At 71.6% G+C, this 23950-nt stretch carries 22 protein-coding genes; 16 read left to right on the top strand and 6 right to left on the bottom strand.

The features are described 5' to 3' along the window. The first annotated feature begins 71 nt into the window (after positions 1 to 71). Positions 72 to 3194 carry an AfsR/SARP family transcriptional regulator gene (locus ACZ4AA_RS16800; RefSeq protein WP_467601868.1) on the top strand — a complete coding sequence of 1041 codons (3123 nt, stop codon included), beginning with the start codon at positions 72 to 74 and terminating at the stop codon, positions 3192 to 3194. A gap of 47 nt (positions 3195 to 3241) precedes the next feature. On the opposite strand, the gene ACZ4AA_RS16795 is transcribed toward ACZ4AA_RS16800, so the two are convergent. After that, the gene (locus ACZ4AA_RS16795) at positions 3242 to 3433 is read right to left on the bottom strand and encodes a hypothetical protein (protein ID WP_467601865.1); all 192 of its coding nucleotides are present in this window, start codon (positions 3431 to 3433) and stop codon (positions 3242 to 3244) included. Between the two features lie 402 nt (positions 3434 to 3835). On the opposite strand from ACZ4AA_RS16795, the gene ACZ4AA_RS16790 reads away from it, so the two are divergent. From ACZ4AA_RS16790 to ACZ4AA_RS16740, 11 genes are all read left to right on the top strand, one after another. Then, positions 3836 to 5077 carry a M16 family metallopeptidase gene (locus tag ACZ4AA_RS16790; RefSeq protein WP_467601862.1) on the top strand — a complete coding sequence of 414 codons (1242 nt, stop codon included), beginning with the start codon at positions 3836 to 3838 and terminating at the stop codon, positions 5075 to 5077. Next, positions 5077 to 5898, top strand: a complete 822-nt coding sequence (locus tag ACZ4AA_RS16785) for a hypothetical protein (protein ID WP_467601859.1) — start codon at positions 5077 to 5079, stop codon at positions 5896 to 5898. Before ACZ4AA_RS16790 ends, ACZ4AA_RS16785 begins: the two co-directional genes overlap by 1 nt. Further along, positions 5895 to 6968 carry a hypothetical protein gene (locus tag ACZ4AA_RS16780; RefSeq protein WP_467601856.1) on the top strand — a complete coding sequence of 358 codons (1074 nt, stop codon included), beginning with the start codon at positions 5895 to 5897 and terminating at the stop codon, positions 6966 to 6968. Before ACZ4AA_RS16785 ends, ACZ4AA_RS16780 begins: the two co-directional genes overlap by 4 nt. Continuing rightward, complete coding sequence (locus ACZ4AA_RS16775) at positions 6965 to 7936, top strand: ABC transporter ATP-binding protein (RefSeq protein WP_467601853.1); 972 nt, start codon at positions 6965 to 6967, stop codon at positions 7934 to 7936. The genes ACZ4AA_RS16780 and ACZ4AA_RS16775 overlap by 4 nt, the downstream gene beginning before the upstream one ends. Then, positions 7933 to 8706, top strand: coding sequence for an ABC transporter permease (locus tag ACZ4AA_RS16770; RefSeq protein ID WP_467601849.1), 774 nt, complete (start codon positions 7933 to 7935; stop codon positions 8704 to 8706). The genes ACZ4AA_RS16775 and ACZ4AA_RS16770 overlap by 4 nt, the downstream gene beginning before the upstream one ends. A gap of 6 nt (positions 8707 to 8712) precedes the next feature. Then, on the top strand, positions 8713 to 9528 hold the full coding sequence (locus ACZ4AA_RS16765; RefSeq protein WP_467601845.1) for a hypothetical protein: 816 nt from the start codon (positions 8713 to 8715) through the stop codon (positions 9526 to 9528). Between the two features lie 32 nt (positions 9529 to 9560). Further along, on the top strand, positions 9561 to 10373 hold the full coding sequence (locus tag ACZ4AA_RS16760; RefSeq protein ID WP_467601842.1) for a hypothetical protein: 813 nt from the start codon (positions 9561 to 9563) through the stop codon (positions 10371 to 10373). Positions 10374 to 10493: 120 nt separating this feature from the next. Beyond that, a complete protein-coding gene (locus tag ACZ4AA_RS16755) occupies positions 10494 to 11801 on the top strand; it encodes an aspartate aminotransferase family protein (RefSeq protein WP_467601839.1) in 1308 nt (435 codons plus the stop codon). Next, the gene (locus ACZ4AA_RS16750) at positions 11801 to 13045 is read left to right on the top strand and encodes an FAD-dependent monooxygenase family protein (protein WP_467601836.1); all 1245 of its coding nucleotides are present in this window, start codon (positions 11801 to 11803) and stop codon (positions 13043 to 13045) included. The genes ACZ4AA_RS16755 and ACZ4AA_RS16750 overlap by 1 nt, the downstream gene beginning before the upstream one ends. Further along, a complete protein-coding gene (locus ACZ4AA_RS16745) occupies positions 13042 to 14370 on the top strand; it encodes an HAD-IA family hydrolase (protein WP_467601833.1) in 1329 nt (442 codons plus the stop codon). The genes ACZ4AA_RS16750 and ACZ4AA_RS16745 overlap by 4 nt, the downstream gene beginning before the upstream one ends. Positions 14371 to 14379: 9 nt before the next feature. Next, complete coding sequence (locus ACZ4AA_RS16740; RefSeq protein ID WP_467601830.1) at positions 14380 to 15948, top strand: class I tRNA ligase family protein; 1569 nt, start codon at positions 14380 to 14382, stop codon at positions 15946 to 15948. A gap of 61 nt (positions 15949 to 16009) precedes the next feature. On the opposite strand, the gene ACZ4AA_RS16735 is transcribed toward ACZ4AA_RS16740, so the two are convergent. After that, positions 16010 to 16297: a hypothetical protein gene (locus tag ACZ4AA_RS16735; RefSeq protein WP_467601827.1), complete on the bottom strand. Its 288-nt coding sequence runs from the start codon at positions 16295 to 16297 to the stop codon at positions 16010 to 16012. 87 nt (positions 16298 to 16384) lie between these two features. Next, positions 16385 to 17374 carry an aldo/keto reductase gene (locus tag ACZ4AA_RS16730; RefSeq protein WP_467601823.1) on the bottom strand — a complete coding sequence of 330 codons (990 nt, stop codon included), beginning with the start codon at positions 17372 to 17374 and terminating at the stop codon, positions 16385 to 16387. A gap of 180 nt (positions 17375 to 17554) precedes the next feature. Here ACZ4AA_RS16730 and ACZ4AA_RS16725 point away from each other — a divergent pair, with 180 nt between their 5' ends. The 3 genes from ACZ4AA_RS16725 (at position 17555) to ACZ4AA_RS16715 (ending at position 19227) form a co-directional block, all read left to right on the top strand. After that, positions 17555 to 17974: a hypothetical protein gene (locus tag ACZ4AA_RS16725; RefSeq protein ID WP_467601820.1), complete on the top strand. Its 420-nt coding sequence runs from the start codon at positions 17555 to 17557 to the stop codon at positions 17972 to 17974. A gap of 85 nt (positions 17975 to 18059) precedes the next feature. Then, the gene (locus tag ACZ4AA_RS16720) at positions 18060 to 18776 is read left to right on the top strand and encodes a tetratricopeptide repeat protein (protein ID WP_467601817.1); all 717 of its coding nucleotides are present in this window, start codon (positions 18060 to 18062) and stop codon (positions 18774 to 18776) included. Positions 18777 to 18876: 100 nt separating this feature from the next. Next, positions 18877 to 19227 carry a PRC-barrel domain containing protein gene (locus ACZ4AA_RS16715; RefSeq protein ID WP_467601814.1) on the top strand — a complete coding sequence of 117 codons (351 nt, stop codon included), beginning with the start codon at positions 18877 to 18879 and terminating at the stop codon, positions 19225 to 19227. A 97-nt stretch (positions 19228 to 19324) separates the two neighbouring features. Here the strand turns inward: ACZ4AA_RS16715 and ACZ4AA_RS16710 are convergent, their stop codons facing one another. Both ACZ4AA_RS16710 and ACZ4AA_RS16705 read right to left on the bottom strand, forming a co-directional pair. Further along, positions 19325 to 20149: an SDR family oxidoreductase gene (locus ACZ4AA_RS16710; RefSeq protein WP_467601811.1), complete on the bottom strand. Its 825-nt coding sequence runs from the start codon at positions 20147 to 20149 to the stop codon at positions 19325 to 19327. A 237-nt stretch (positions 20150 to 20386) separates the two neighbouring features. Beyond that, positions 20387 to 21694 carry a phosphatase PAP2 family protein gene (locus ACZ4AA_RS16705; protein WP_467602477.1) on the bottom strand — a complete coding sequence of 436 codons (1308 nt, stop codon included), beginning with the start codon at positions 21692 to 21694 and terminating at the stop codon, positions 20387 to 20389. Between the two features lie 342 nt (positions 21695 to 22036). Between ACZ4AA_RS16705 and ACZ4AA_RS16700 the strand changes: the two genes are divergently transcribed. Further along, entirely contained in the window at positions 22037 to 22837 is an 801-nt protein-coding gene (locus ACZ4AA_RS16700) for a class I SAM-dependent methyltransferase (RefSeq protein ID WP_467601809.1), read from the top strand. 19 nt (positions 22838 to 22856) lie between these two features. Here ACZ4AA_RS16700 and ACZ4AA_RS16695 read toward each other — a convergent pair whose 3' ends face one another. Continuing rightward, entirely contained in the window at positions 22857 to 23885 is a 1029-nt protein-coding gene (locus ACZ4AA_RS16695; protein ID WP_467601805.1) for a DUF6745 domain-containing protein, read from the bottom strand. Positions 23886 to 23950 lie beyond the last annotated feature (65 nt).

Below are 23950 nucleotides of genomic sequence, written 5' to 3'. Positions count from 1 at the left end.
CGGCGAACCCGTACGCATACGGCCGCACGAACCAGAACGTGGCCATCCACCCCGGGCCGAGGAGATAGAGCATGAGCGCACAGGCAGCCGATGAACTGACGTTTCGGGTGCTGGGGACGGTACGGGCGTTCCGCGGCGAGACCGAACTCCCGGTCGGCCCGCCGCAGCAGGCGGCCGTCCTCTCGGCTCTGCTGCTGCGCGTGGGACACGCGGTGTCCTTCGACGATCTCACCGACGCCCTGTGGGAGGACACGCTGCCCAAGTCCGCTTCGACGACGATCCGTACCTACGTGTGGCGGCTGCGCAGACTGCTGGAGACGGACCCCTCTGCGCCGGAGACCCTGTTGTCGGCCGCGGACGGGTACCGCCTCGCCGTGGCCGGCAGTGCCGTGGACGCCTGGCACGCCGAGTCGCTGGCGCAGCAGACCGCGCGGCTCAGGGCCCAGGGCGGGTTAGCGGATGCCGAGGAGACGGCCGGACGCGCTCTGGCACTGTGGCAGGGCGAGTCGCTGGCGGGCGTCCCCGGCCCCTTCGCGGCACGCAGGCGCGACAGCCTGGAAGAACTCAAGGTCTCCCTCCAGGTGGAGCGTCTCGACCTGGCCGTCCAACTGGGCCGTTTCCACACGGCTTTGCCGGAGCTGTCCGCGCTCACCGCCGAACACCCGCTGCGCGAGCGGCCGCACGCGCTGCTCATGCGAGGTCTGTACGCGACGGGACGGCAGTCGGAGGCACTCGCGGTCCACGACCGTGTACGCCGCCGCCTCGACGAAGAGCTGGGCGTCGGTCCCGGACGGGAGCTGACCGAGGAGTACACGCGCATCCTCAACGGGGGGTCCGTGTCCGACGCACCGTCAGAGGACCGGCGGGCGCGGGCGGATGCCGTCCGGGCCGCGGGGTCCGGTGTCCTGCCCGGTGGCGAGGAGCGTTTCCTCGCGGGGAGCGGTCCCACCGTGGGCGACGAGCGGACCCCTTCCGCCGGATCAGGTCCCGAGGCGGGCCGGCCCCTGGATCAGACGCATGCGCCAAAGGACGGATCGGTCACGGACGGCTCCCGTCCGGCCTTTCTGCCCGCTCCGGCTCAACTCCCGGCTGATACACCCGTGTTCATCGGTCGCGAGGTGCTCGCACGGCGCCTGCACGATCTGCTGACCGCCTCCGACCGGCACGCGTTGACCACGGTCGCCGTGACCGGCATGAGCGGCGTCGGCAAGTCCACGTTCGCCCTGCACGTGGCCCACCGCACACGGCACCACTATCCGGACGGTCAGCTCTACGCCGATCTGGGCGGCAGCGGTGTGACCGCGGCCGACCCGTTCGGTGTCCTCGGGAGTTTCCTCACCGCGCTGGGCGTGCCCGCCGACCGGCTGCCCGAGGAACTCGACGCTCGTGGAGCGCTGTTCAGGTCCCTGCTGGACCGGCGCCGGGTCCTGGTCGTCCTGGACGACGTCCGGGACGCGGTGCAGCTGCGTCATCTCATGCCCGGCAGCGCCGGCTGCGCGGTGATCGCCACCAGCCAGCCGCGCATGTCAGGTCTGGACGCCACCGCGCACATGGCGCTGGACGTCTTCACGCTGGAAGAGGCACTGGCCCTGCTGGAGGAGGTGGTCGGACCCGCGCGTCTGGCCGCCGAACCCGAGGCCGCCCGGTCCTTGGTGGCCGTGTGCGGTCAACTGCCTCTGGCCATGCGGATCGTGGCGGCGCGACTGGCCGCCCGCCCCGGGTGGACGATCGCCTCCCTGGTCGGCAAACTCGCCGACGAACGCAGTCGCATCACGCATCTGCGGTTCGGGGACATCGCCGTCGACGCGGCTTTCGAGCTGGGCTACCGGCAGTTGGCCGATCTTCAGGCGCACGCCTTCCGGCGGCTCGCTCCGGTCGCCGAGCCCGACATCGGACTGCCCGCCGTCGCGGCGGTCCTCGGCCTCGACCAGGGCGGCGCCGAAGAGGTGATGGAGTCCCTGGTCGACGCCTCGATGATGGAGTCGCCCGCGCCGGGCCGCTACCGCTGCCACGACCTGCTGCGGGCCTTCGCCCGCAACCTTCCCGTACCGCCGGGCGCGGAACCGGCCGGCGTGACGGTCCGCCGGCTGCTCGACTTCCTGCTGGCGAGCGCCTGCCAGGCGTTTCGCCGTATCGTCCCCGGCGACCCGGTGACCGACTGCCTGGGACCCCTTCGCCATGAGGGCCTGGACTTCGCCGACGTGCCCGCGGCCCGCGCCTGGGTCGCCGAGGAGGCCGACGGCATCATGGCGGTCCTGCGCCAGGCGGGCGACGACGCCGGCGCGCTGCCCGTGGCGATGGATCTGCTGATCGCCCTCACCGCGTTCGGCCAGGAGGTGGCACTGACCGGACTGACGGCGGCAGCCGAGGTGCTGGCCGCGGGCGCCGAGACCCACGGGGACCGGCGGGCGCTGGGAAGGGCCCGGTGGCTCAGTGGCTCCCTCACCCTGCGCGCGGGTGATCCGGCCCGTGCCGAAGCACTGGCCACGCAGGCGGTGGCCCTCTGCCGGGCCACGGGGGACGAGGCCATCCTGCGGCAGGCGCTCAACGATCTCGGGGTGGCGGCGCAGCTCTCCGGCCGGTACGAGGACGCGCTCACCCATTTCGAAGCCGCCCTGGTCCTGGCCGAGAAGCTCGGACACCGCTCCGGCAAGGTCGCCACCCTGCTCAACATGGCACTCACGCTCATCCGCGACGGACAGCCGGGCGCAGCGGTCGTCGCGTGCGAGAAGGTGCTGGCGGATCCGCAGTCCCTCGGCGACGACGCCGGGATGAGGGCATACGCGCTGTATGTGCTGGGGCTGGCTCATCATGGTCAGCGGCACTGGGACGCGGCGGCCGGGCGGCTGCGGGAGTGCCTGCGGCTGTGCCGGGCGGCGGGTATCCGGGACCGGGCCGCGCAGGCGGGCTACCGTCTCGCGGAAACGCTGCGCCGCACGGGCGACATCAACGGGGCGGCCCTTCACGCGGAGGAGGCGCTGGCCCTCCTGGAGGACGGCGGCGGGGACCGTGACCGGGCCACGGCCCGCCTGGTGCTCGGCCGTGTCCTGGCCGAGCGCGGCGAACGGGACCGGGCACGGACACAGCTCGAAGCGGCGTACGAGACGCTGGAGCGTCTCGGGCTGCCCGAGGCCCGGCAGGCCGCCGACGCCCTCGCGACCGTCGACACCGCCTCGCGCGCCGACCGGACCTGAGGCGGAGCACCCGCCGCACGTCCCCCTGGCGGGCGGGGTCGCGGGCGCTAGCCGATGGTCGTGCAGGTGACGCAGCTCGCGCTGGTGCTGTTCCAGGCGACGACCTGCGAGGCGGGCCGTGCCCGGTCGTGCGCTCCGGCTTCCTGCGCGACGCCGGTCATCGCCGTCACCAGGACGACGAGCCCGAGGGCGGCGACGCGACGACGCCGGATCGGCTTGAGGGTCTTGCCACGCATCATCACGCGTATCTCACTTTCGTACGGCTGAGCCCGCTTCGTACCTGCGGGCGGCCATCGTGACACGGCCGCGTCGACAGCCCGTCAACGTCTGATCGGAGACCGTCACAGAGCCGGCGTCGACGCTCTGTTGACACGTGCTGCCTAGCGTTCTCGGTGGTCGGGCCAACCGGCTCCGCACCGCAACCAAGAGATCGAAGGAGTGCGACATGACTCGCAACCACGCCACCGGCCTGCGTCCCCGCCTGGACAAGGTGAAGGTCAAGGCCGCCAAGGCCTGAGGCACCGCCTAGGCCGCGGCTGCCGGGAAGCTCGTCTTCCCGGCAGCCGCCGCACCTCCTTTTCCTCCGGTTCATCCGCACATCGCGGCGGTCCCCGCCGCGCACGGCCCTGCGAGAGTGGCCCTTGACTGTCTACGACCTCACCACCCGCCTTCCGGGGCCGGCGGGCACCTCCGTCCCCGTGCTCGCCGTCGTCGACGAGCGGCTGAAGACCACCAGCGTCTGCCTCGCGCTCGCCCACGGCTCGCGCGACGATCCACAGGGTCGCGGCGGCATCGCCCACCTGCTCGAACACCTGGTGATGTCCAGTCCCCTCGGGGGCGAAGGACCCGCCTGGTCGTTCAGCGAGTACGTCGAGCGCCGCGGCGGTCAGGCCAACGCGCAGACCGGCCTCGAAGTGATGCTGTACTACGCGCAGACACATGCCGACGACGCCGAGGACGTGGCCGCCGCACTGCTGCGCGCCGTCTTCCGGCCGGTGCTCGACAGCCACACACTGGACCGTGAACGCGCCGTCGTGCTCCAGGAGTTGGCGGCAGCGGCGGCCGACCCCTCGGACGCCGTCCAGGACGGGGTCCTCGCCGGTCTCTTTCCCGGGCACCCCCTGGGCCGCCCGGTGGGCGGCACGCCCGAGGACCTGGCCGCGGTGACCGTGGAGGAACTGACCGCCGTCCACCGTGACCGGTTCGTCCGGGCTCCCGGCGCGCTGGTCGTCGTGGGCCCGAGAGTCCCCTCCGTCCTGGCCGGCTCCGACGTCCTGGAGGCCGAGGAACCGGCGGACCCGGCGCCCCGGACGGCACTGGAGCCCGCGGGCCCGGACGATCCGCTGCCTGATCCCGGCGAGGCGAGCTTCACCTGGCTCTGCTTCGGCGCGCGTTCGCCACGGGCCGACGCGGCGGGGCGGGCGGCCTACGGAGTCCTCGCCCACCTCCTGGGGTCGAGTCCCTCCTCCCTGCTGTACCGCTCGCTGCGCACCGAACACGGCCTGTCCTACTCGTTCCACGCCTGGGACCGCGGCTACCGCGAAGCGGGCGCCTGGCGGCTGCTCATCGGCACGGAAGCCTCTTCGGCCGCTCAAGTCCGCACGGTGGTGCACCAGTTGCTGGACGGGATAGCCGAACTCGGTCTCGCGGACGACGACTTCGACGCGGCCGTGCGCCAGGCGGAGATGAGCCTGGTCCTGGAGTCCGAGACACCGCTGGAGTACGCCAAACTCATCGCCGAGCGCACGTGCGCCACCGGACGGGTCTGGTCCCTGGAGAGCGAGATCGCCGGCCTGCGGCAGGTGGGCGTCGACGACGTGCGCCGAGCCGCCGCGCACGTCCGCCGGGAACTGCGGATGACGGTCCGTTCGGTGGCCGTCTGATGTACGCCGCCGAGGGCTATCTGAAGTCCGCGCAGGACGCCGAGCTGCTCCATGTCGTGTCCGGGCTGCCGTGCGTGGCGGGAGTCTCCACCGATCCCCTGTCGGGCGATCGGCGCCTGCTGGTGGAGTACGCCGACCCGGCGCTGCTGTCGGACGCCGAGGCCTCACGGGCCCTGTGGCGGGCGCTGCTCGCCCAGCATCCCGGGGTGTCCGCGCTCGTCGTCCGCGCCGGTGCCGCCGCCCTGCTGCCGCACCCGTGGCACCGTGACCTCACCTACGTACGGCTCGGCGAGAGCGCGGAGACGCCGGCCGCTTCCGACGGCCCGCGGGTCACACCGGCGCGGGAGGAACACCGGCCGCTGCTGGCCGACTGGCTCGTCCGCGCCATCCTGCACGCCGCACGTGAGCAGAACCGGCCCGCCGACCTCGAAGCCGCGGCCGCCGAGGCCGACGCCCTGCTCGACACACCCTCCCGGCGGTCGCTGCTGGTCTGGGAGCAAGGCGTCCCGGTCGGTCACGCCACCGTCGTGGGCGACGCGTGGGACGAGATCACCGCCGAGGCCCACATGGAGCTGGTGGACGTCCTCGTCGAACCCGGCGCCGACGGTCCGGCCGGCCACAAGGCGCTGGTCGCCGCCGTGGCCGGCCTCGCCAGGACAGCGCGGCTCCCGTTGACCGGCCATGTCGTGCACGGCCTCGACGGCGGAGGCGACCGGGTCACGGACGCCCTGTGCGCGCGGGGCTGGCAGATACACCACCGCTACTGGACGACCGACGCCCAGGAGCTGGCCACGACGTTGAAGGAGGCCCGGCAGTCATGACCACCGCACCACTCGACCTGGACCTGCTGCACCGGCTGCTCGACGTCCCCGAGCACGAGGGCGCGTACCGCCTGGTCCGCCACGCCCAGCAGACGTCGGGAACGCTCGCCCAACTCGTCGTCTCGCTGGCCGTCGCCGAAGGCGCCGAGCCCGGCAGCGGCAGCAGGGATCTCCTGGAGCGGGCCCGCTCCCGCGCGGCCCGCTACGCCGAACTGCGCTCGGCGCTCGCGGACCGTCCTGACGTCGTGACCGTCAAGGGCCCCTCCCTGGCCGCTCATTATCCGACGGGCGTCCGGCGGCCGGTGGGCGACCTGGACCTCATCGCCCACGACGAGGAACAGCTGTGGGCCGCCGCGCTCACGCTGTGCTCGCTGGGCGGCGAGCCCGCGGAACTGTCGCTGTTCGTCGCCGACGGACGGCTGCACGTCATGCTCGCCGTCCTGTGGCCCTCCCCCGACCCTCTGATGGAGGAGGAGATCCGGGTGGAGCTGTGCACGGCCGCGTTCTGCGGCGACTTCGCCACCGTCCCCGTACGTCCGGAGCTGCCGGAGGACCAGGTCCTGGCCGATCTGCTGACGGTGGCCGAGGAACGGTTCCAGCGCGCGTTCCACACCAAGGACGCCGTCGACCTGCTGGTCCTGCTCGACAGCGGGGCACTGAAGCCGGCCGCGGTGGCCGAGGCCGCCGTCACCCATCACCTGGCACCCGAACTCGTAGAACTGCTGGACCTGTTGAGCGCGGCCGTCGTTCATCCGCAGGCCGAACCGCTGCGCCGGGAGCTGACCGCCGCGGCGGCCGAGGAGCGGACCCGCCGGGCCGCGGCGACCCGGACGCGACCGGAGCCGGACCACTCGGTCCCGGCGCGGCTCGACTCCGGTCAGCCGGTCTGGGGCATGCCGTTGACCCGTGCGGTACGGGCCGGGGAGCGATGCGTACTGGAGCGCCGGGACGACATGACGCTGGCCCGTACCCCGGTCGGCGACTTCCTGCTCGTGGGCGGAGAACTGGTGGCACCGGACCTGCTGGCCGCCGCTCTGGCCGCCGTCACGGACGAGGAGGCCGGCGCATGACCGCCCCCGACCTCGCCGCCATCGAAGTGCGCGGCCTCACCAGGGAGTTCGGCTCCCGTCGTCGTCCCGAAGCCATCGTCACGGCGCTGCGCGGCATCGACCTGACCGTCCGCCCCGGCGAGGTGCACGGCCTGCTCGGGCCCAACGGCGCCGGCAAGACGACCCTGTGCAAGATTCTCACGACCGTGCTGCTGCCCAGCGCGGGCTCGGCGCGGGTGTGCGGCCACGACGTCGCCGCCACCCCACGGGCCGTGAAACCGCTGATCGGCATCGTCTTCGGTGGCGACCGGGGCCTGTACGGCCGGATCACGCCCCGCCAGAACCTCGCTCTGTGGGGTGCGCTCTACGGCCTGCACGGGCGTGAACTGCGGCAGCGCACCGACGCGTTGCTGGACCGCGTCGGCCTCGGCGAGCGCGCGGACGACCGGGTGGACGGCTTCTCCCGGGGCATGAAACAACGCCTGCACCTGGCGCGCGGCCTGGTCAGCGACCCCCAGGTCCTCATCCTCGACGAGCCGACCGCCGGCATGGACCCGCTGGCCGCCTACGACTTCCGCACGCTGGTACAGGAGTTGCGCGCGGAGGGCCGCACGGTCCTCATCACCACGCACGACATGGCGGAAGCCGAGGCCGTGTGCGACCAGGTCACGCTGATCGACCAGGGCCGGGTCCTGGCGACCGACCGGCCCGAGGTGCTGGCCCGCCGCATGTCGGCCTACGAACGGGTCACGGCCGCCGCCGTTCCCGCCTCCGTCGCCGAGGACCTGCGCGGCCTGGCCGGTGTCTCCTCGCTCGAACGGACGCCGGACGGCCGGATCACCGTGGAGATAGCCGCGGCCGACACCACCCCCGAGGTCCTGCGCACGCTGGTGGAGGCGGGAGTCACCTCGCTGGCCACCGTCCGCCCCGGCCTCGCCGAGGTCTACCGGCACCTGGTCCAGGACCGCGGAATGCGGGTGGCCAGATGAGCCCGACCCTGTTCTGGCAGGTCTTCCGCCTCCAGATCGTCATGACCCTGCGCACCCCCGACACCCTCCACGTCTTCGTGACCGCGCCGCTCTACACCTGTCTCTTCCTCGCCATCACCGAACACGCCGACCGTCGCGACCTGGCCGGATTCGCCGTACTGGCACCGGTGTTGATGTCCCTGTGGTCGATGGCGCTGATGGCGGGCGGCGAACTGATCGGCCACGAACGTGAACGCGGCACCCTGGAGGCCGTGGTGGCCACACCGGCGCGCTACTCGTCGGTGATCGCGGCCCGGATCGCGGCCGTGACCCTCCTGAGCACGCTCAGCCTCGCGGAGGCCTGGCTCGTCGCCTGGGCCGGCTTCGGGGTGCTCGTGACGATCGCCCACCCGGTGCTGTTCCTCGTCGGGGTGCTGCTCACCGCCGCGGCGATGGCGGGTACCGCGAGCTGTGTGTCGGCCCTCTTCGTGCTGGCGCCCTCGGCCCGCATCCTCCAGAACACCCTGAGCTTCCCGTTCTTCCTGCTCGGTGGGGTCCTGGTGCCCGTCAGCTACCTCCCGCACTGGCTTCAGCCCGCGAGCAAGGCGGTGTTCCTGTCCTGGAGCGCCCAGGTGCTGCGGGCCGCCGTGAGCCCGGGCCCCGTCCACGACGCGACCGGCGGTCTGCTGGCCGTCGTTCTGCTCGGGCTGGCCGGCTACGCCACCGGGACACTGCTGATCGACCGAATTCTGCGCAGGGTCCGGGTCACCGGCACCCTGGCCCGGATGTGAGGCCGTATGGACATCACCACTCCCCGCGTCGTCGTCGTGAGCCGGGTGGTCCGCGCGTCCGCCGCCAACGCCCTGGCCGACTTCCGCGCCACCTACACCTGGTACAGCTGGACGTTCGGCTGGCTGGGCCGGATGCTGTGCCAGGTCACCTTCTTCGCGCTGATCGGCTCCTTCCTGCACTCGCCCGAGCAGACGCGCTACCTCGTCCTCGGCAACTCGGTGGCGACCTGTGTCATCGAGGCCATGACCGTGGTGGTGTCCACCAGCTGGGAACGCGCCCACGGCACCCTGGCACTCATGGCCGCGGCCCCCAGCGAGATGGGCTGGGTCTTCGTCGGCCGCAGCCTCCAGTGGCCGGTCAGCGGCTGCGGCACCTCCCTGGTCGCGCTCCTGCTCCTGGACCCGCTGTTCGGTGTGCGCTTCGCCGCCGCCCAGGTGCCCGCGCTGGTGGTGCTGGTGCTGCTGACCGCTTTCGGTACCTACTGCTTCGGCCTGTTCCTCGGCGCGTTCGTCCTCGCCGCGCCCGCCGTCCGCAACATCGTCTACAACGCCGCTTTCCTTGTCACCATGGCGATCAGCGGGGTGCAGGTGCCCACCGGCTTCTGGCCGTTCGGCGTGCGCCTGGTGGCGGAGACGCTCCCGGCCACCCACGGTCTGGCCGCGGTACGCGCCCTCGCCGACGGTGCCGGTCCGGCCGCCGTCGCACGCCCGGCGGTGTTCGCCGCCGTGGCGGGCCTGCTGTGGCTGGCGGCCGCGCTGACCGCCTTCCGCCTCTCGGCGGAACGGGCCCGCCGGCACGACGGATACGAGTTCGCGGTATGAGCGGCACACCGTTCGAAGAGAAAGGGCACCCCATGTCCCACCAGGCAGCACCCGGGGAACTGAGCGTCCTGGTCGTCAAGCCGGACGGCTACCGCTCTCCTCAGGCTCGTGAGTACGTCGATGTGCTTCTGGAGGCCTCGCGGCTGAGCGTCGAGCTGCGCTACGAGGTCTGCCTGGAGGACGAGGACGTCATGGACACCTGGCCGAAGTTCGCCGGGCCCAAGTACCCGATCACCGCCGAGCTGCTCAGGCTGTACCTCACCAGCGGGCCGTGCGAGGTCATCGTGGTCCGCGGAGCGGACGTGGTCGGCCGGTGCGTGGAGGTCAGGAGCAAGGTACGGGCACGGTTCGGGACGTCGGCGTTCGCCAACTGCGTGCACACGCCGACCGAGCCGCACGAGATCGCCCCGAACGTGGAGAAGTACCTGGTCAGCCTGCCCACCGGGCAGCCCTTCACACGGCATCTCGACGAGGGCACCACCGAGGGGATCACCGGCCGGCTGGCCGCCGTGCCCCGGTCGGAGCTGCTCGGCGAGGCGCGGGCGTTCTGGCGGACCGCGCAGGACGAGGGCTGGCGCGCGGCGTGGCGCCCGCGAGCGGTGGACGGGGCGTTCGACGCCTGTCTGCTGCCCGGTGATCCGCACTCGGTCGACCACGGCATGTCGCTGATCGCGGACGCGCTGCCCGGGACCACCGCGCGGGAGGTGATCTCCGCCTATGTGGAGGCCGAGGTGGAGGGCCGGTCCTGTCTGCTGAACGGTACCGAGGCGCAGGCCCGTGACCTGGCCGGCCTCCTGGCGGCGCGGGGCCTGTACACCGAGGTCCGGCCCCGGGCCGCCGTCTAGGCGGGCCGTCGCCGCAGCCATGGCCCCGCACGCGCCCCGCCGTCGCCGGCCCGCCCGCGCCCCAGCACCGCCGTCCCCGCTTCCCCGCCGCAGAGCGCAATGAGCTTGGAGAGTCCTCGTATGTCGCTGCCCCCTCACCTCGTGGCCCCGGGCGTTGTGCCCGACCAGGAGGTCAACAACGCCAGCGCCGTCTACTATCCGGTCTCCGACACCCGGATGGTGGCCGGTGAGGGCATCTACCTGTACGACTCCGACGGCCGCGGTTACATCGACTGCGCGTCCGCCACGTTCAACCTCAGTCTGGGATACCGGCATCCCGCCGTGGTCCAGGCCATCAAGGACCAGGCCGACCAGCTCATCCATGTGACGTCGGGCTTCCAGACGGCCCCGATCAACGCCCTCGCCCACCGGCTGGTGCGGCTCGCTCCCAAGACCATCACCAAGGCCCATCTGAAGGTGGACGGCGGCTCGGCCGCGAACGAGGGCGCCGTGAAGATGGCGCAGCGGACCACCGGCCGCCGGGACGTGATCACCCTCTTCCGCAGTCACGTCGGGCAGACGGTGATGATGGCCAGTCTGTCGGGCAACGCCTTCCGCAAGCAGCCGCTGGCGCAGCTCTACCACGGTGGCCTCCAGGTGCCGGACCCGTACTGCATGCGCTGCTTCTACGGCCAGGACCCGCGCTCGTGCAAGCTGATGTGCGTCGACCGCATCAACGACTTCCTGGAGTTCGCCAGCAGCGGCAGCGTGGCGGCCGTGCTGGTGGAGCCCATCTCGGGCAACGGCGGCAACATCGTGCCGCCGGACGGGTACTTCGCCGCGCTGCGCGAGCTGTGCGACACCCACGGCATGAAGCTGATCTTCGACGAGGTGCAGACGGGCATCGGCCGCACCGGGCGGATGTTCGCCGCCGAGCACTTCAGTGTGGACCCGGACGCCATCACCCTCGCCAAGGGGCTCGGCGGCTCGGGCGCCCAGGTCGCGGCGATCCTGACCAGCGACGAGCTGGCCGGCCTGCCGACCAACGATCACTCCTTCACGTACGGCGCCAACCTGCTGGCCGCCGCGGCGGCCCTGGCGACGCTGGACATCATCGACGACGCCGACTTCCTCGCGAACGTCCGTACGACGGGCGCGCACATCCTGGACCGTCTCGAGGCCCTGCGCGGGGCTCACCCGCAGATCGCGGACGTGCGCGGAGTGGGTCTGATGATCGGCGTCGAGATCGTCGACGAGGCGGGCCGTCCGAGTGCCGCGCTCACCAACCGGCTGGCCGAACGCGCCCTGGACCACGGGCTGGTGATCCGGACCTCACGCTACGGGCACGGCAACGTGCTCAAGATCCGCCCGCCGCTCGTGCTCACGCTGGAGGAGGCCGACGTCATCTGCGACCGGTTCACCGAACTGCTCGTCTCGGAGGGCATCTGATGGATCTCCGCTCAGCGCAGCCCGTCGTGGACAGCGACATCGCCTTCGTCGGGGGCGGCTTCCGCACCACCACGTTCCTCGCGTCGGCCCCGGCCCTGCTGCGGCACCGGGTCCGCGTGTACGAGCGCGGCCCCGGCGTGGGTCCCGGCGGCTTCGCCCGCTACGCCATCACCACCACGTCGATCGGCTCCCGCTTCTTCAAACACCTGGACCTGAACGGCCCGTTCGCGCCGCTGGCCCACTCCCCGGCACTGATGGACGTCGCCCGCGCGGAGCAGCCGGTCGCCATGCACCGGCTGGCCGCCGCCCTGACCACGCTCGGACGCACGCTCCAGAGCGCCCTCGGGACGGAGGGGACCCGGCTGGACAGCACGGTCGTCGCGGTGCGCGCCGACAGCGGCGAGCACCGGGTGGACGTCCAACTCGCCGACGGGAGCACGGAGTCCGCCCGGCACGTGGTCCTCGCCACCGGCCGGACCGAGCGCCCCCATCCTGAACTGGCCCCCTGGCGGGCGAAGTTGCTGCTGTCCGGCTCCGTGATCGCCACGGCCCGCCGGTCCGAGATCAAGGCCCGGCTGCTCGCGGCCCACGGTCGTCCGGTCGTCGTCGCGGGCAGTTCGCACAGCGCGATGTCCGCTCTCCAGATCCTGCTCGGCCTGCGGGCCGAGCTGGGCACAGAGCACCCCGGTGCGCCGCTGCCCACCGTGCACGTCGTCCGCCGGGGTCCCGCCCGGCTCATGCACGACAGCGCCGACCTGGCCCGCCGCGACCAAGTACCGGGCAGGGAGCGGCCGTTCGACCCCGCTCGTGATGTCTGTCCCGCGACCGGCATCGTCTACCGCGACTCGGGCCTGCGGCATCAGTCACGCGCCCTGTACTGCGCCCTGTGGGCCGGCGAGCTGCCCGGCGCGACCCTCGTGGACGCGGCCGTCCTCGCCGACGCCTCCGACCGGTTCGAGGAGGCCGCGATCGTCGTGCAGGCGCTCGGGTACCACGGACAGGCTCCGGACCTCTACGTCGACGGTGTGCTGGTGCGCCCCGGCGACTCGCCCGACCGGCTCCTCGCGGACGACGACGGGGCGCTCCTGGTCTCAGGAACGGCGCATCCGCTGCTGTCCGTACTGCGGGTGGAGCCCACTCCGCTCGACCGCCGCGACAACACCGCGTACGCGAGTGACCTCTACCGGCGGCTGGCCGGCCGCCTGGACCGTCCGACCGCATCCGTCGCGGAGGTGGGCGCGTGAGCGAGGAGCCCGTACTCGACGCGCTGGCCGCCCTGGTGGCCGGACGGCGTACCACCGTCCCCCGCCCGTACGTGGTCGGTGTCACCGGGGTCGACACCTCGGGCAAGTCCCGTCTCGCCGAACGGCTGCGGGCCGTGCTGCACGCCCAGGGCACGCCCGTCACCGTGGTCCACGTGGACGACTTCCACCGCCCCCGCGCCGAGCGGTACGACCCGTCCCTTTCGGCACCCCGTCAGTACTACGAGCGCAGCATCGACTTCGCCCGGCTGGCCGCGGAAGTGCTGGAGCCGCTGCGGACGGACGGCGGGCTCCACCGCTCCGTCGCCGCGCTCGACCTGCCCTCCGACACCTGGGGGACGGTCCGTCACGACATCGGCCCGGACACCGTGGTCATCCTGGAGGGCGTCTTCCTCTACCGTGCGGAGACCCGGCCCTACGTCGATCTCTTCGTCCATCTGGACGTCGACGAGGAGACGGTGCTGGAACGTGCCCGGCGGCGCGACCTGCCCACCCAGGGCCCGGAGGTCATGCTCAAGTACGCCGACAAGTACCTGCCCGCCCAACGCGCCTACCTGGCCGAGCATCCGCCGCCGGCCCTGGCCGACGTGGTGATCGACAACTCCCGCTGGGAGGAACCCGCCGTCCAGGTGTGGCCTGGCCGGCCCCGGGCCGTGCTGTTCGACCTGTGGAAGACGCTGGTCCCGCTGCCCGAGGAACTCAAGCGGCGCACCTTCGAGGCCACGGCCACGGCGCTCGGGCAGCACCCGGCGGACCTGGCCGGCGCGTGGAAGCGCACCAGGGAAGTGCGCGAGACCCGCTCGTTCACGACGTACCTGGACTGGCTGCGCGACCATGTGGGAGGCACCTGGTCCCCGGCCCGGGCGCGGGACGCGGCGGCCACGCGGCGGCGCCTGCACGGCGAGGCCTTCGCCACTCCTCTGCCCGGCGCGGTCGAGGCCGTGGCACTGGCGGGACGGCTCGGGCTGCGGACCGCCCTGGTCTCCAACTGCACGTCCGACGTACGGGAGATGGTGCGGGACTCCGTCTTCGCGGACCGCTTCGACGAACTGGTCCTCTCCGGGGAGGCCGGCGTCATGAAACCCGACCCCGAGCTGTTCCGCACCGCCGCCGGCCGGCTCGGCGTGACGCCGGACGCCTGTCTGTTCGTCGGTGACGGCACCGACGGCGAACTGGCCGGCGCCACCGCCGCGGGCATGACCGCCGTCCTGGTGGAGTGCGGCGAGCCGCGCTCCTGGGACGGGCCCCGGATCGCCTCCCTGTCCGCACTGACCGACCACCTCATCGCCGTCCTCGCCGAAGGGTGACCCGCCACCATGCGCATACATCAGAAGGTCCTGCTCGTTCCCATGCAGCCGACGCCCAACGGCCGGATGCACATCGGCCACGGCGGCGGCACCTACCTCCGTGCCGACGTCATCGCCCGCGCGCTGCGCGCCCGGGGCCATGAGGTCGCGGTCATCACCGGCAGTGACGTGTACGAGGACTGGGTGGTGGCCGCCGCCCACCGCGAAGGCCGTTCCCCCGAGGAGACCTGCCGCGACCACCACGCGGGGATCTCGCGCGACCTCGCCCACCTGTCCATCGGGCTGGACACCTGGATCGACCCGTCCGGTGAGGAACACCGGGACGGCTACCGACGGCTCCACGAGGACGTCCTGACCCGGCTGCGGGCGACGGGGGCGGCGCGTCTGGAGAGCGAGCGCATCCCGTTCGCCGAGGACACCGGGCGGGCGCTGGTCGGACCGTGGATCGCGGGCGAGTGCCCGAACTGCGGGCGCTCGTGCGGTGGCAGCACGTGCACCTACTGCGGTGAGTACTTCGTACCGGAGCAGCTGGTCCGCGCCCGGTCGCGGATCGGTGACGGCCCCGTCGAGTGGCGTACGGAGCAGAACTGGTTCGCGACGGCGGACGATCCGCACGCCATCGCCGAGCGCCATCGCGCGGCGGCTCTGCGGCCGGTGTTCCTGGCTCCGCTGCTGCGCGCCCTGGAGGGCCACGGCGGCCGTGTGCGGCTGACCGGCCAGGGCGACTGGGGCATCCACAGCCCGGCGCTGCCCTCCGACAAGGTGATCAGCAACGGGTACTTCCTCTACAGCGTCTACTGCGGTGAGGTCCACCGGGCGTCGACCGGAGCCTCGGTCAACCCCTTCACGCCGGACAGCGGTGTCACCACCGTCGGCCTCTTCGGCAGCGACAACTCCACTCCCGGACTGCTGGTTCCCGACGTGATCGCCCAGGGCTCGAAGGGAACCCTGGCGCCGTTCGACGCCACCGTCGTCAACGGCATGCTGCACTTCGAGGGCCACAAGTGCTCCACCAGCAAGCGTCACGGCATCTGGCTCTCCGAACTGCTGGAGGGCACGTCCGTATCGGCCGACGAGCTGCGCTACGCCCTGCTGCACGCTCCCCTCGACCACGGCCCGGCCGACATCTCGCTGCGCACGCTCACCCATCACATCAACGCCCTGCGCGAGTGGACGACGACGGTATTGCGTCCCGCACTCGACGATCTGCGGGAACGGTCCCACCCCGTACCGCGTGCCGAGCAGGCGCTCAAGGCGGCGGCCGAGCAGTACGCGCTGCTGACCCCCTACTCCCCCGACCTGACGGCGGCCGTGCAGGTCCTCGACGCGTGGATCACCGGTCCCCACACCCCGGACGCGGAGTGGCTCGTCGGCGTGGCCCTGCTCGCCCACCCGCTGCTCCCGGAACTGGCCGACAGCGTCTGGACACACCTGGGCTTCCCCGGCGAGCCCGGCCTGCGCCAGGCAGAGACCCTGGAACCGCTGCCCCGGCAGTCCCCGACCACCACGGTCCCGAGCCCGGGCCCACTGGACCCGGCGACGTTGCGGCCGTACGTGCACCTCCAGGACCCGGAATAGGACCAGGACCCGGAAGAGGACCCCCTCCGGCCCGGCCGGCAGTGGCACCATCCGATCGCGATCAATGATCCGGGTCCGGCCGCTCGCCGTCGGTCTCCGGCGCGGGGTCCGGCACGTACCGGCTCAGGAGGTAGGCGGTCGGCTGGACGAGACGGCCGCAGAACATGTCGATCCGGATCGTCGACGGGTCCATGCCGGCCTCATGGAGGTGGCGCGCGTGCGCGCGCAGCTCCGCGTGGTCGTACGTCTGGAAGAGCACTTCCCAGTGGCCCGTGTCGCGCGCGGTGCGAGCCGCGACGCGCTGTCTCTCGGCGTCCTGCCGCCGCTTCCGCTTCCTCTGTCCTGGCACCGGTCCAGAATCATCGGTCGGCGTCGCGGCGGCAAGGCGATTAGGCCGAGCCCACTTCTGCTTCAGTGGGCAAGTGCCCGAGAACCGCTAGCGGTTGACGGATCGCATGCCCGCCTCGTCGTAGCGCTCGCCCGAGGCCTCCGGCAGTTCCGCCTCGATGCGGGCCAGGTCGTCCTTGGTCAGGGTGATGTCGACCGCGGCGGCGTTCTCCTCCAGGTACTTGCGGCGCTTGGTGCCCGGGATCGGCACCAGTTCCTCGCCCTGGGCCAGCACCCAGGCGATGGCCAGCTGGGCCGGGAGCACGTCCTTCTCCGCGGCGATCTCCTTGACCTTCGCGGCCAGCCGCTGGTTCGCCTCCAGGTTGGCGTCCTGGAAGCGCGGGTTCTGGCGGCGCCAGTCGTTCGCGTCCAGATCGTCCGGCGAGGCGAACCGGCCGGCGAGGAAACCGCGGCCGAGCGGCGAGTACGGCACGAAGCCGATGCCCAGCTCACGGCAGGCGGGCAGCACCTCGGCCTCCACGTCCCGTGACCACAGCGAGTACTCGCTCTGCACCGCGGTGATCGGGTGCACGGCGTCGGCGCGCCGGATGGTCTCCGCGCTCGCCTCGCTCAGGCCGATGGCGCGCACCTTGCCCTCGGCGACCAGCTCGCCCAGCGCGCCGACGGTCTCCTCGATGGGGACGTTCGGGTCGACCCGGTGCTGGTAGTACAGGTCGATGTAGTCGGTCCCCAGACGCTGGAGGGAGCCTTCGACCGAGCTCCGGGCGTGCTCGGCCGAGCCGTCCTGCGGGCCGACCGTGCTGATGTCGCCGGGTACGGCGTCGTCCATCCGGTAGTTGAACTTCGTCGCGATCACGTACTTCTCGCGATGCCCCCGGATCGCCTCGCCGAGGAGCGACTCGTTGGTGAGCGGCCCGTACATCTGCGCGGTGTCGAGGAAGTTCACCCCGAGGTCGAGGGCGTGCCGGATGGTCGCGACCGCCTCCTCCTGATCCGTGGATCCGTAGAAGGCGGACATGCCCATGCATCCCAAGCCGATGGCCGATACCTGAAGGTCCCGCAGACTGCGCTTCCGCATGCCCTCTCCCAAGCTCTTCTGTGCACACTCGTTCGTCGTCGCTCGGAGCGCGCGAAGGCCCTCCGAGGTATTTGCGACGCTATGGCCTGGAGCGCACTCCAACGCAAGTCGACGCTCGAAGCGGATGCCGGAAGCCGCGCGACCCGCCGGCGCCTGAGCGCGCGTTGCTAACGTGGCGGCATGGGACGTCGTCGGCATCGGCATCTGGTCATCGGCTCCGAGCGGTTCCGGTGGTGGGTCAGCCATCGCCATGGACGGGACCCGGACCCCGCGGGTGCCCTCGGGAGCCTGTGCCAAGAGGTCCTCGTGGTCGCACGCGAGGGATCTCCCGGTGTGATCCGCATCTTCTTCGACTCGGGTCCCGATCGCGTGGTGGGCGGCGGCGGTTGGGGGGCTCACGAGGGCGGTGTCAGCCGCGTGCGAGGCGGCTACCTCAACCTCCACCGGCCCGCGACCGTGCGAGGCCTGCTCGACGCGGCCCTGGCGGACGGGCAGCGTTTCGGGCACGCCGGCCAGGTGGACGGGTGGCGGTTCTTCGACGCCGTGGCCGCGCGGCTGCCACCCGAGCGCCGGGAGGCGTCGGCCGAGCCGACGGCGTGAAGCTGTCCCCGGACGACCGGTCCTACGATCGTGCCGGTCGACGGGCCGTACCATCGGTTGAGGCCACGACGCGAAAGGCAGCGACATGGTGCAGTGGCAGGGGACCAACTTCACCGTGGACGGACACGAGCCGACCAGTGCCGAGGAGTACTACCGGATCGGCCTGCACTGCTGGAACAGCGGACAGCACCCCGGTGCGGAGGTCCACTTCCTGGAGACCGCGGCGTCCACCGGTCACAGCGCCGCGATCGAGCTGCTGGGGCACATCGACTACACGCAGGGGCGGTACGCGAGCGCCGTACCGCGGCTGCGGCACAGCAGCGGTTCGCCCCGGGCGGCCTTCTACCTGGCCTCGCTCTACCACCGTGGCTGTCCGCAGGCGGGCATCGTCGAGTCGCTGGCCGAGGCGGCCCGCTGGTACCGCGCCTCGGCCGCACTGGGCGAACCGGAAGCCATGCTCGTCCTGGGCGACCTGTATCTGGAGCGGCTGATCCCGGTCACCAGGACCCCCGCGGAGCACGCCCTGGAGCAGTTCCTCGCGGCCGCCACACGCAACCACCCGTACGCGCAGTACCGCGCCGCCGAGATCTACCGCACCCTGTACCAGGACAACGAGCGAGCCGCCGTGATGTACCAGTCCTGCGTGGACAACCCGATGACCGGGAACCACGCGCTGGGGTCGATGATGCTGCTCCAGAGCCAGGCGCACCTCCGGGAGATCGCGGCCTTCAGGGCCGCCCACCGGCTCCAGCAGCGCCGTGACAGCGTCAACCCGGTGGAGCGCCGGGGCGACTTCTACTGACCTCGCCGCCCTCGCACCTCATGTTCTACCGTGGATGACGCCTGCGCGACTCCCCGGTTCCGCCGTGGACGAGCGAGGAATCTCGACGAGGGAGCCGTTCATGACGGACAGCATCTGGGGCTACCACCCGAACGCCGGGCACATCGCGGGCACGGATCTGATCGGCTACAGGGTCGAGGCCACCGACGGCGCCATCGGCAAGGTCGACAAGCACGCGGAGGACTCCGGCTCCTCGTACCTCATCGTCGACATCGGTGTGTGGATCTTCGGCAGGCATGTCATGCTGCCCGCCGGCACCGTGCGGCGGGTCGACCACGACGAGCGGAAGATCCACGTCGCGCTGACGCAGGAGCAGATCAGGGAATCCCCCGAGTTCGACCGGGCCAGGCATGTGGGCGACGTCGACTACCACGAGCAGGTCGGCGGCTACTACCAGAGCCACCGCGCCTGACCCGCCGGCACCCCGGCGCAGGGCCCGAGCCGGTCGCTTGCGACGACCCCGGCGCCCCCGCGCCGGCCACGCCGACGGCGCCGGCCCGGAGGCCGGTTCAGCCCTGGGCCAGCTCCGCCACCGGCTGCCACTTCTCCCAGGACGCCAGGCGCTGCTCGTAGTCCGCCTTCGCGATGCCGAGCGGCGCCGAACCGAAGAAGCAGCGCAGCGGCGGCTCGTCCGCGTCCACGATCTCCAGCACCGCCGCGGCGGAGGAACGCGGGTCGCCCGGGGTGCCGACGCGCTTGCGCCGCTGTTCCTGGACCTCCTTGTGGAACTCCGCGTACGCCGGCAGCTCCTCGGACCTGCTCGACGAGGAACCGGCCCAGTCGGTGGCGAATCCGCCGGGTTCGATCAGGGTGACCTTGATGCCGAACGGCGCCACTTCCTGCGCCAGCGCCTGGCTCATGCCTTCGAGCGCCCATTTCGAGGCGTGGTAGATGCCGACCAGCGGGAAGGCGCTGATCCCGCCGATGGAGGAGACCTGGAGGATGTGGCCGCTTCCCTGCTCGCGCAGGAACGGCAGTGCCGCCTGGGTGACCCACAGGGCCCCGAACAGGTTGGTCTCCAGCTGGGCGCGGGCCTCGTCCTCGGTGATCTCCTCGATCATCCCGAAGTGTCCGTAGCCGGCGTTGTTGACCACCACGTCGAGCCGTCCGAACCGCTCGTGCGCCAGCCGTACGGCGGCGAAGTCGGCGTCGCGGTCCGTCACGTCGAGCTGAAGGGGCAGCAGCCGCTCCCCGTAGGTCTCCCGGAGATCGCCCAGCGTGGACAGATCGCGGGCCGTCGCGGCCACCGAGTCGCCCCGTTCCAGCGCGGCGATCGCCCACTCCCGTCCGAAGCCGCGGGAGGCGCCGGTGATGAACCAGGTCTTCTGTGTCATGGAGTGCTCCTCGTGGAACGTGTCGTCCGCTCGGTCACCGCGTCTCGGCGGTGCCACTCCAGCCACCCAACACCTTCGAGTGCGCTCCATCGCAAATCCCGGCGCCCGCGAGCCGCCCGTACACCGGCCTGCCAGGGAGCCACCGGACCACCGGGCCCCGCTCGCGTCCGAAGCGCCTCTACGGCCTGTTCGAGGCGCTTCGGACGGGTGTCGCGCACGGTGGCGGGCGCAGAGCGGTCACGCCTGTACGAGTTGCGGTTCCGGCTGCTGCACGAGCACGGGCTGCGGCTTCCACTGGTTGGTGGTGCGCACATATCCGTAGATCACGGAGGCCAGCGCGAGAAGAAGGCTCGGCCCGAACACCCAGGGGTGCGTGGCCATGTCCACCGGCAGATAGCGATACGACAGCAGAAGCGCGGTGAACACCGTCGTGCCGTAGGCGACCAGCGTGAATCCGGACCGGTCCCATCCGCGGTGGAAGGAGCGCATGGTCGCCTCGACCGTGAGCGCGAACACCACTCCGGCTATGAGATCCGCGCCGTAGTGGTAGCCGAATCCGAGCGTGGCCGTGAGCGTGCCGACCAGCCAGAACGCGCCCGCGGAGCGCAGCAGCCGCGAGCCCTCCCGAGTATGGATGAAGAGGGTGGTGGCCCAGGCCGTGTGCAGGCTGGGCATGCAGTTGCGCGGCGTGATCTCGTCGAACAGTCTGGGGTGCGGGGCACCGATCGGCACCGGGGTGTGGGGCCACAGATTGGCCGCCGCCCATTGGCCGCCCTCGGCTCCGTAGGCGAAGACCGGTCCGACCACCGGGAAGATCATGTAGATGGCGGGTCCGACCAGACCGATGGCCAGGAAGGTGCGCACCAGATGGTGTCCGGGGAAGCGGCGCTCGGTGGCCACGTTGCGCAGCTGGTAGAGCGCGAAGACGGCCGCCGCGAGCGGGAGCTGGCCGTAGACGAGGTGGAGGACGTGGTAGCCGATCGGGCCGGTGGCGTCGACGACGCGGCCCAACACCCACGACGGATTGCCCAGCGCGTGATCGGCTGTGGCCACGTAGGCGTCGAGGACGGACGGCCGGGTCTCCGATGTGATCATCAGCCAGGTGTCGCCGGTCTTGTGGCCGGCCACCAGGAGCAGGCCCAGTCCGACGCCCTTCAGGAGCAGGACCCGTTCCCTGCCCGTGCGACGGGTGACGGCGATGACGGCATATCCCAGGATGACCCACAACGCGCCGTTGCCGAACATCAGGTCGGAGTCGAGCGTCCAGCGCACCACGAGGAAGACGACGTCGATGCCCGCGGCGACTCCCAGCGCGATGAACCGTTGCCGCCAGGGGAGAACGACCGTCATCAACGCGAGGCCGGCGTACAGCAGCGGTCCCGAGGTGGGAGTGAGGATCACCTCGCCCAACTGATTGGTGATCGGGCCCGGCATGTCGTAATGGCGCGCGACGATCTCCATCGTGACGAGGAATCCGAGGGTCACGACACCCGCGACGGCCCACAGAATCACTCGTGGCCGACGCCGCTCATCGAATTCAATTATGTTGTTTATTCGTGAAATTACTCGGGATGCTATAGATATCAACTGTTTGGCCGATTTGTTTGGTGTTGGTCAAATAGCTCATCCTTCGCGCTAGACAGCGTGTTCTTCTAGTGAAGGACGGACGATCAGGGCAATCGTCATGAGTTCGATCATGCTATGAGCGTTACAGGTACGTTTCAAGGGTCACAGCCGGTGCAAAGGTGGGCGGATCCTGTGTCCGGCGATCTGCCGGGGCGCCCGAAATCTGCCACTCTGGCGGTAAATCACTCTCCGATCGTCAGGGGCTCTCATGGTGCGGACGGACAGGGGACCCCTCGCGGGCTCATGGCCGGGGTGCCGGACATGAACAGCGCTCCGGCCTCCGGCGGCCATTATGGAGAAGATCTGTTCAAACCGGAGCACCCGCAGGAATCCGAACGCATCGACGCGGCGGCGCTGATCTACGACCCGGTCACCACGGGCCGTCTGCGCGCACTGGATCTGAGACCGGGTGGCCGCTGCCTCGAAGTGGGCGCCGGGACCGGAACCGTGGCCCGATGGCTGCTGGAGGAGGCGGGAGCCGCGGAGGTGGTCGCGCTGGACCGGGACACCGGCGGCCTGGGCACCCTCGCCGATCCGCGACTGCGGGTGATCACCGCCGATCTCCGGGGCGAGGACCTCGATCCGGGCACCTTCGACCTCGTCCACGCCAGATTCGTCCTCATGCACCTGCCCGAGCGCCGTCGGCTCATCACGCGTCTGACCCAATGGCTGAATCCGGGCGGCTGGCTGGTACTCGGCGATGCCGTCGAGGTGCCGAACCCGCTGGACACCTCGTCGGCCTACCGGCGGACCATGGATGCCATGTGGCAGGCGCTGCGGTCGACCGTCGGCACGGACACCTCGGACATCCCGGCGTATCCGCACATCCTGCGCGAGGAGGGGCTCCGGAACGTCGCCGGCGAACTGCTCTGCCCACCGCTCGTCGCGGGCGGCCCGCTGACCCGGTTCTGGTCCGAGACGTGGGACCGGATGCGGCCCGCCCTGGAGGAGACCGGACGCGTGGACTCGACCGTGATCGACGAGGCACTGGCCTATCTGGCCTCGCCCGCGCTCGCCGAACTCGGCCCCGGAATGATGACCGCATGGGGACAACGGCCCTGACCCCCGCACACCGCCGCCCTCACGTCTGCTGGGACGGCTCGTACGTCTCCGCGGCGAGCCCGAACGTCCACGCCACTCCCTCACGGGCCGTACGGGTCGTCGGCGGGACACGCAGCCAGTACGTCCGGTTCGTGCCGTCCGGCTCGGGGGTCGAGTTGACCACCTCGACCATGACCACGTCCTCGTCGCCGACCAGTTCGACCCGCCACAGCACGCCCGTCTCGTCGCGGTGAACGGGAACGGCACCCGACTCGTCCAGATACCGGTCGTAGCCGTAGTGCTCCAGCATCACCCGGCGCAGTTCGGCGTTCTCCTCGCCGCGTATCCGCTCGGGGGTGAGCGCGGTGAGCTCGTCGAGGAACGTGCGGGGGACCGGCATCCCGCGCCATGCGCAGAGCTCGAAGCCGTCCGCGTAGGCCAGTGCCGGGCCGTCTGCCCGGTCCAGGCGTCCGGCCTCGTCGCGGTGCAGGCTCGACGGCCGCTCGCTGACGACGGCGACCTTCTCGTACGGCCACCACCAGCCCGCCTCGCGCGCCACCGCGGCGATCCCGGCCAGGGCGCTCGTCTCGCCGGGGTCGAAGGCGCACAGCCAGGCCGCGTCGTGCTGGCCCAGGGTCGCGTCCAGGAGCAGCAGCCGTACCCGGCTCTCCTCGCGCCGGCCGGTGGCGAGGTCCTCGACGATGCCGGCGCGCACCCGTTCGGCCAGGGTGCGGACCGACTCCCACAGGGCCGCTCCCGTGGCCCGCCAGTGTCCGCTCCACCCCTCCGGTCCCAGCCGCTCGTGCGCTCTCGCGCGCTCCGCCGCCCAGGGGCCGGCGACCACGGCGTCGCGGACGCCGGGGCCCGTGTCCCCCAGTTCCGGTCCTTCGACGGGCGCCGCGCCCATGAGCACGCGGACGGCCTCGTGGGGTGAGCGCGTCCAGACGATGCGCTCGGGCTCGTCCAGTCCGGCCTGCCGGTAGGCGAGCCGGACGCCTTCCTCTGCCGCCGCCCGGTCGCCCGCTCCCGTCCGGGTCGCGGTGGCGCGCCAACTGCCCTGTTCCATCACACCGTTCCTCTCCTGTGTGCCTGTTCCCGGGCGGCGCGGCACCCTCGATGCCACCCGGTCCTGCC

Source organism: Streptomyces sp. NPDC024698 (assembly GCF_055559015.1).
This window is presented reverse-complemented; position numbering and strand designations above follow the sequence as displayed.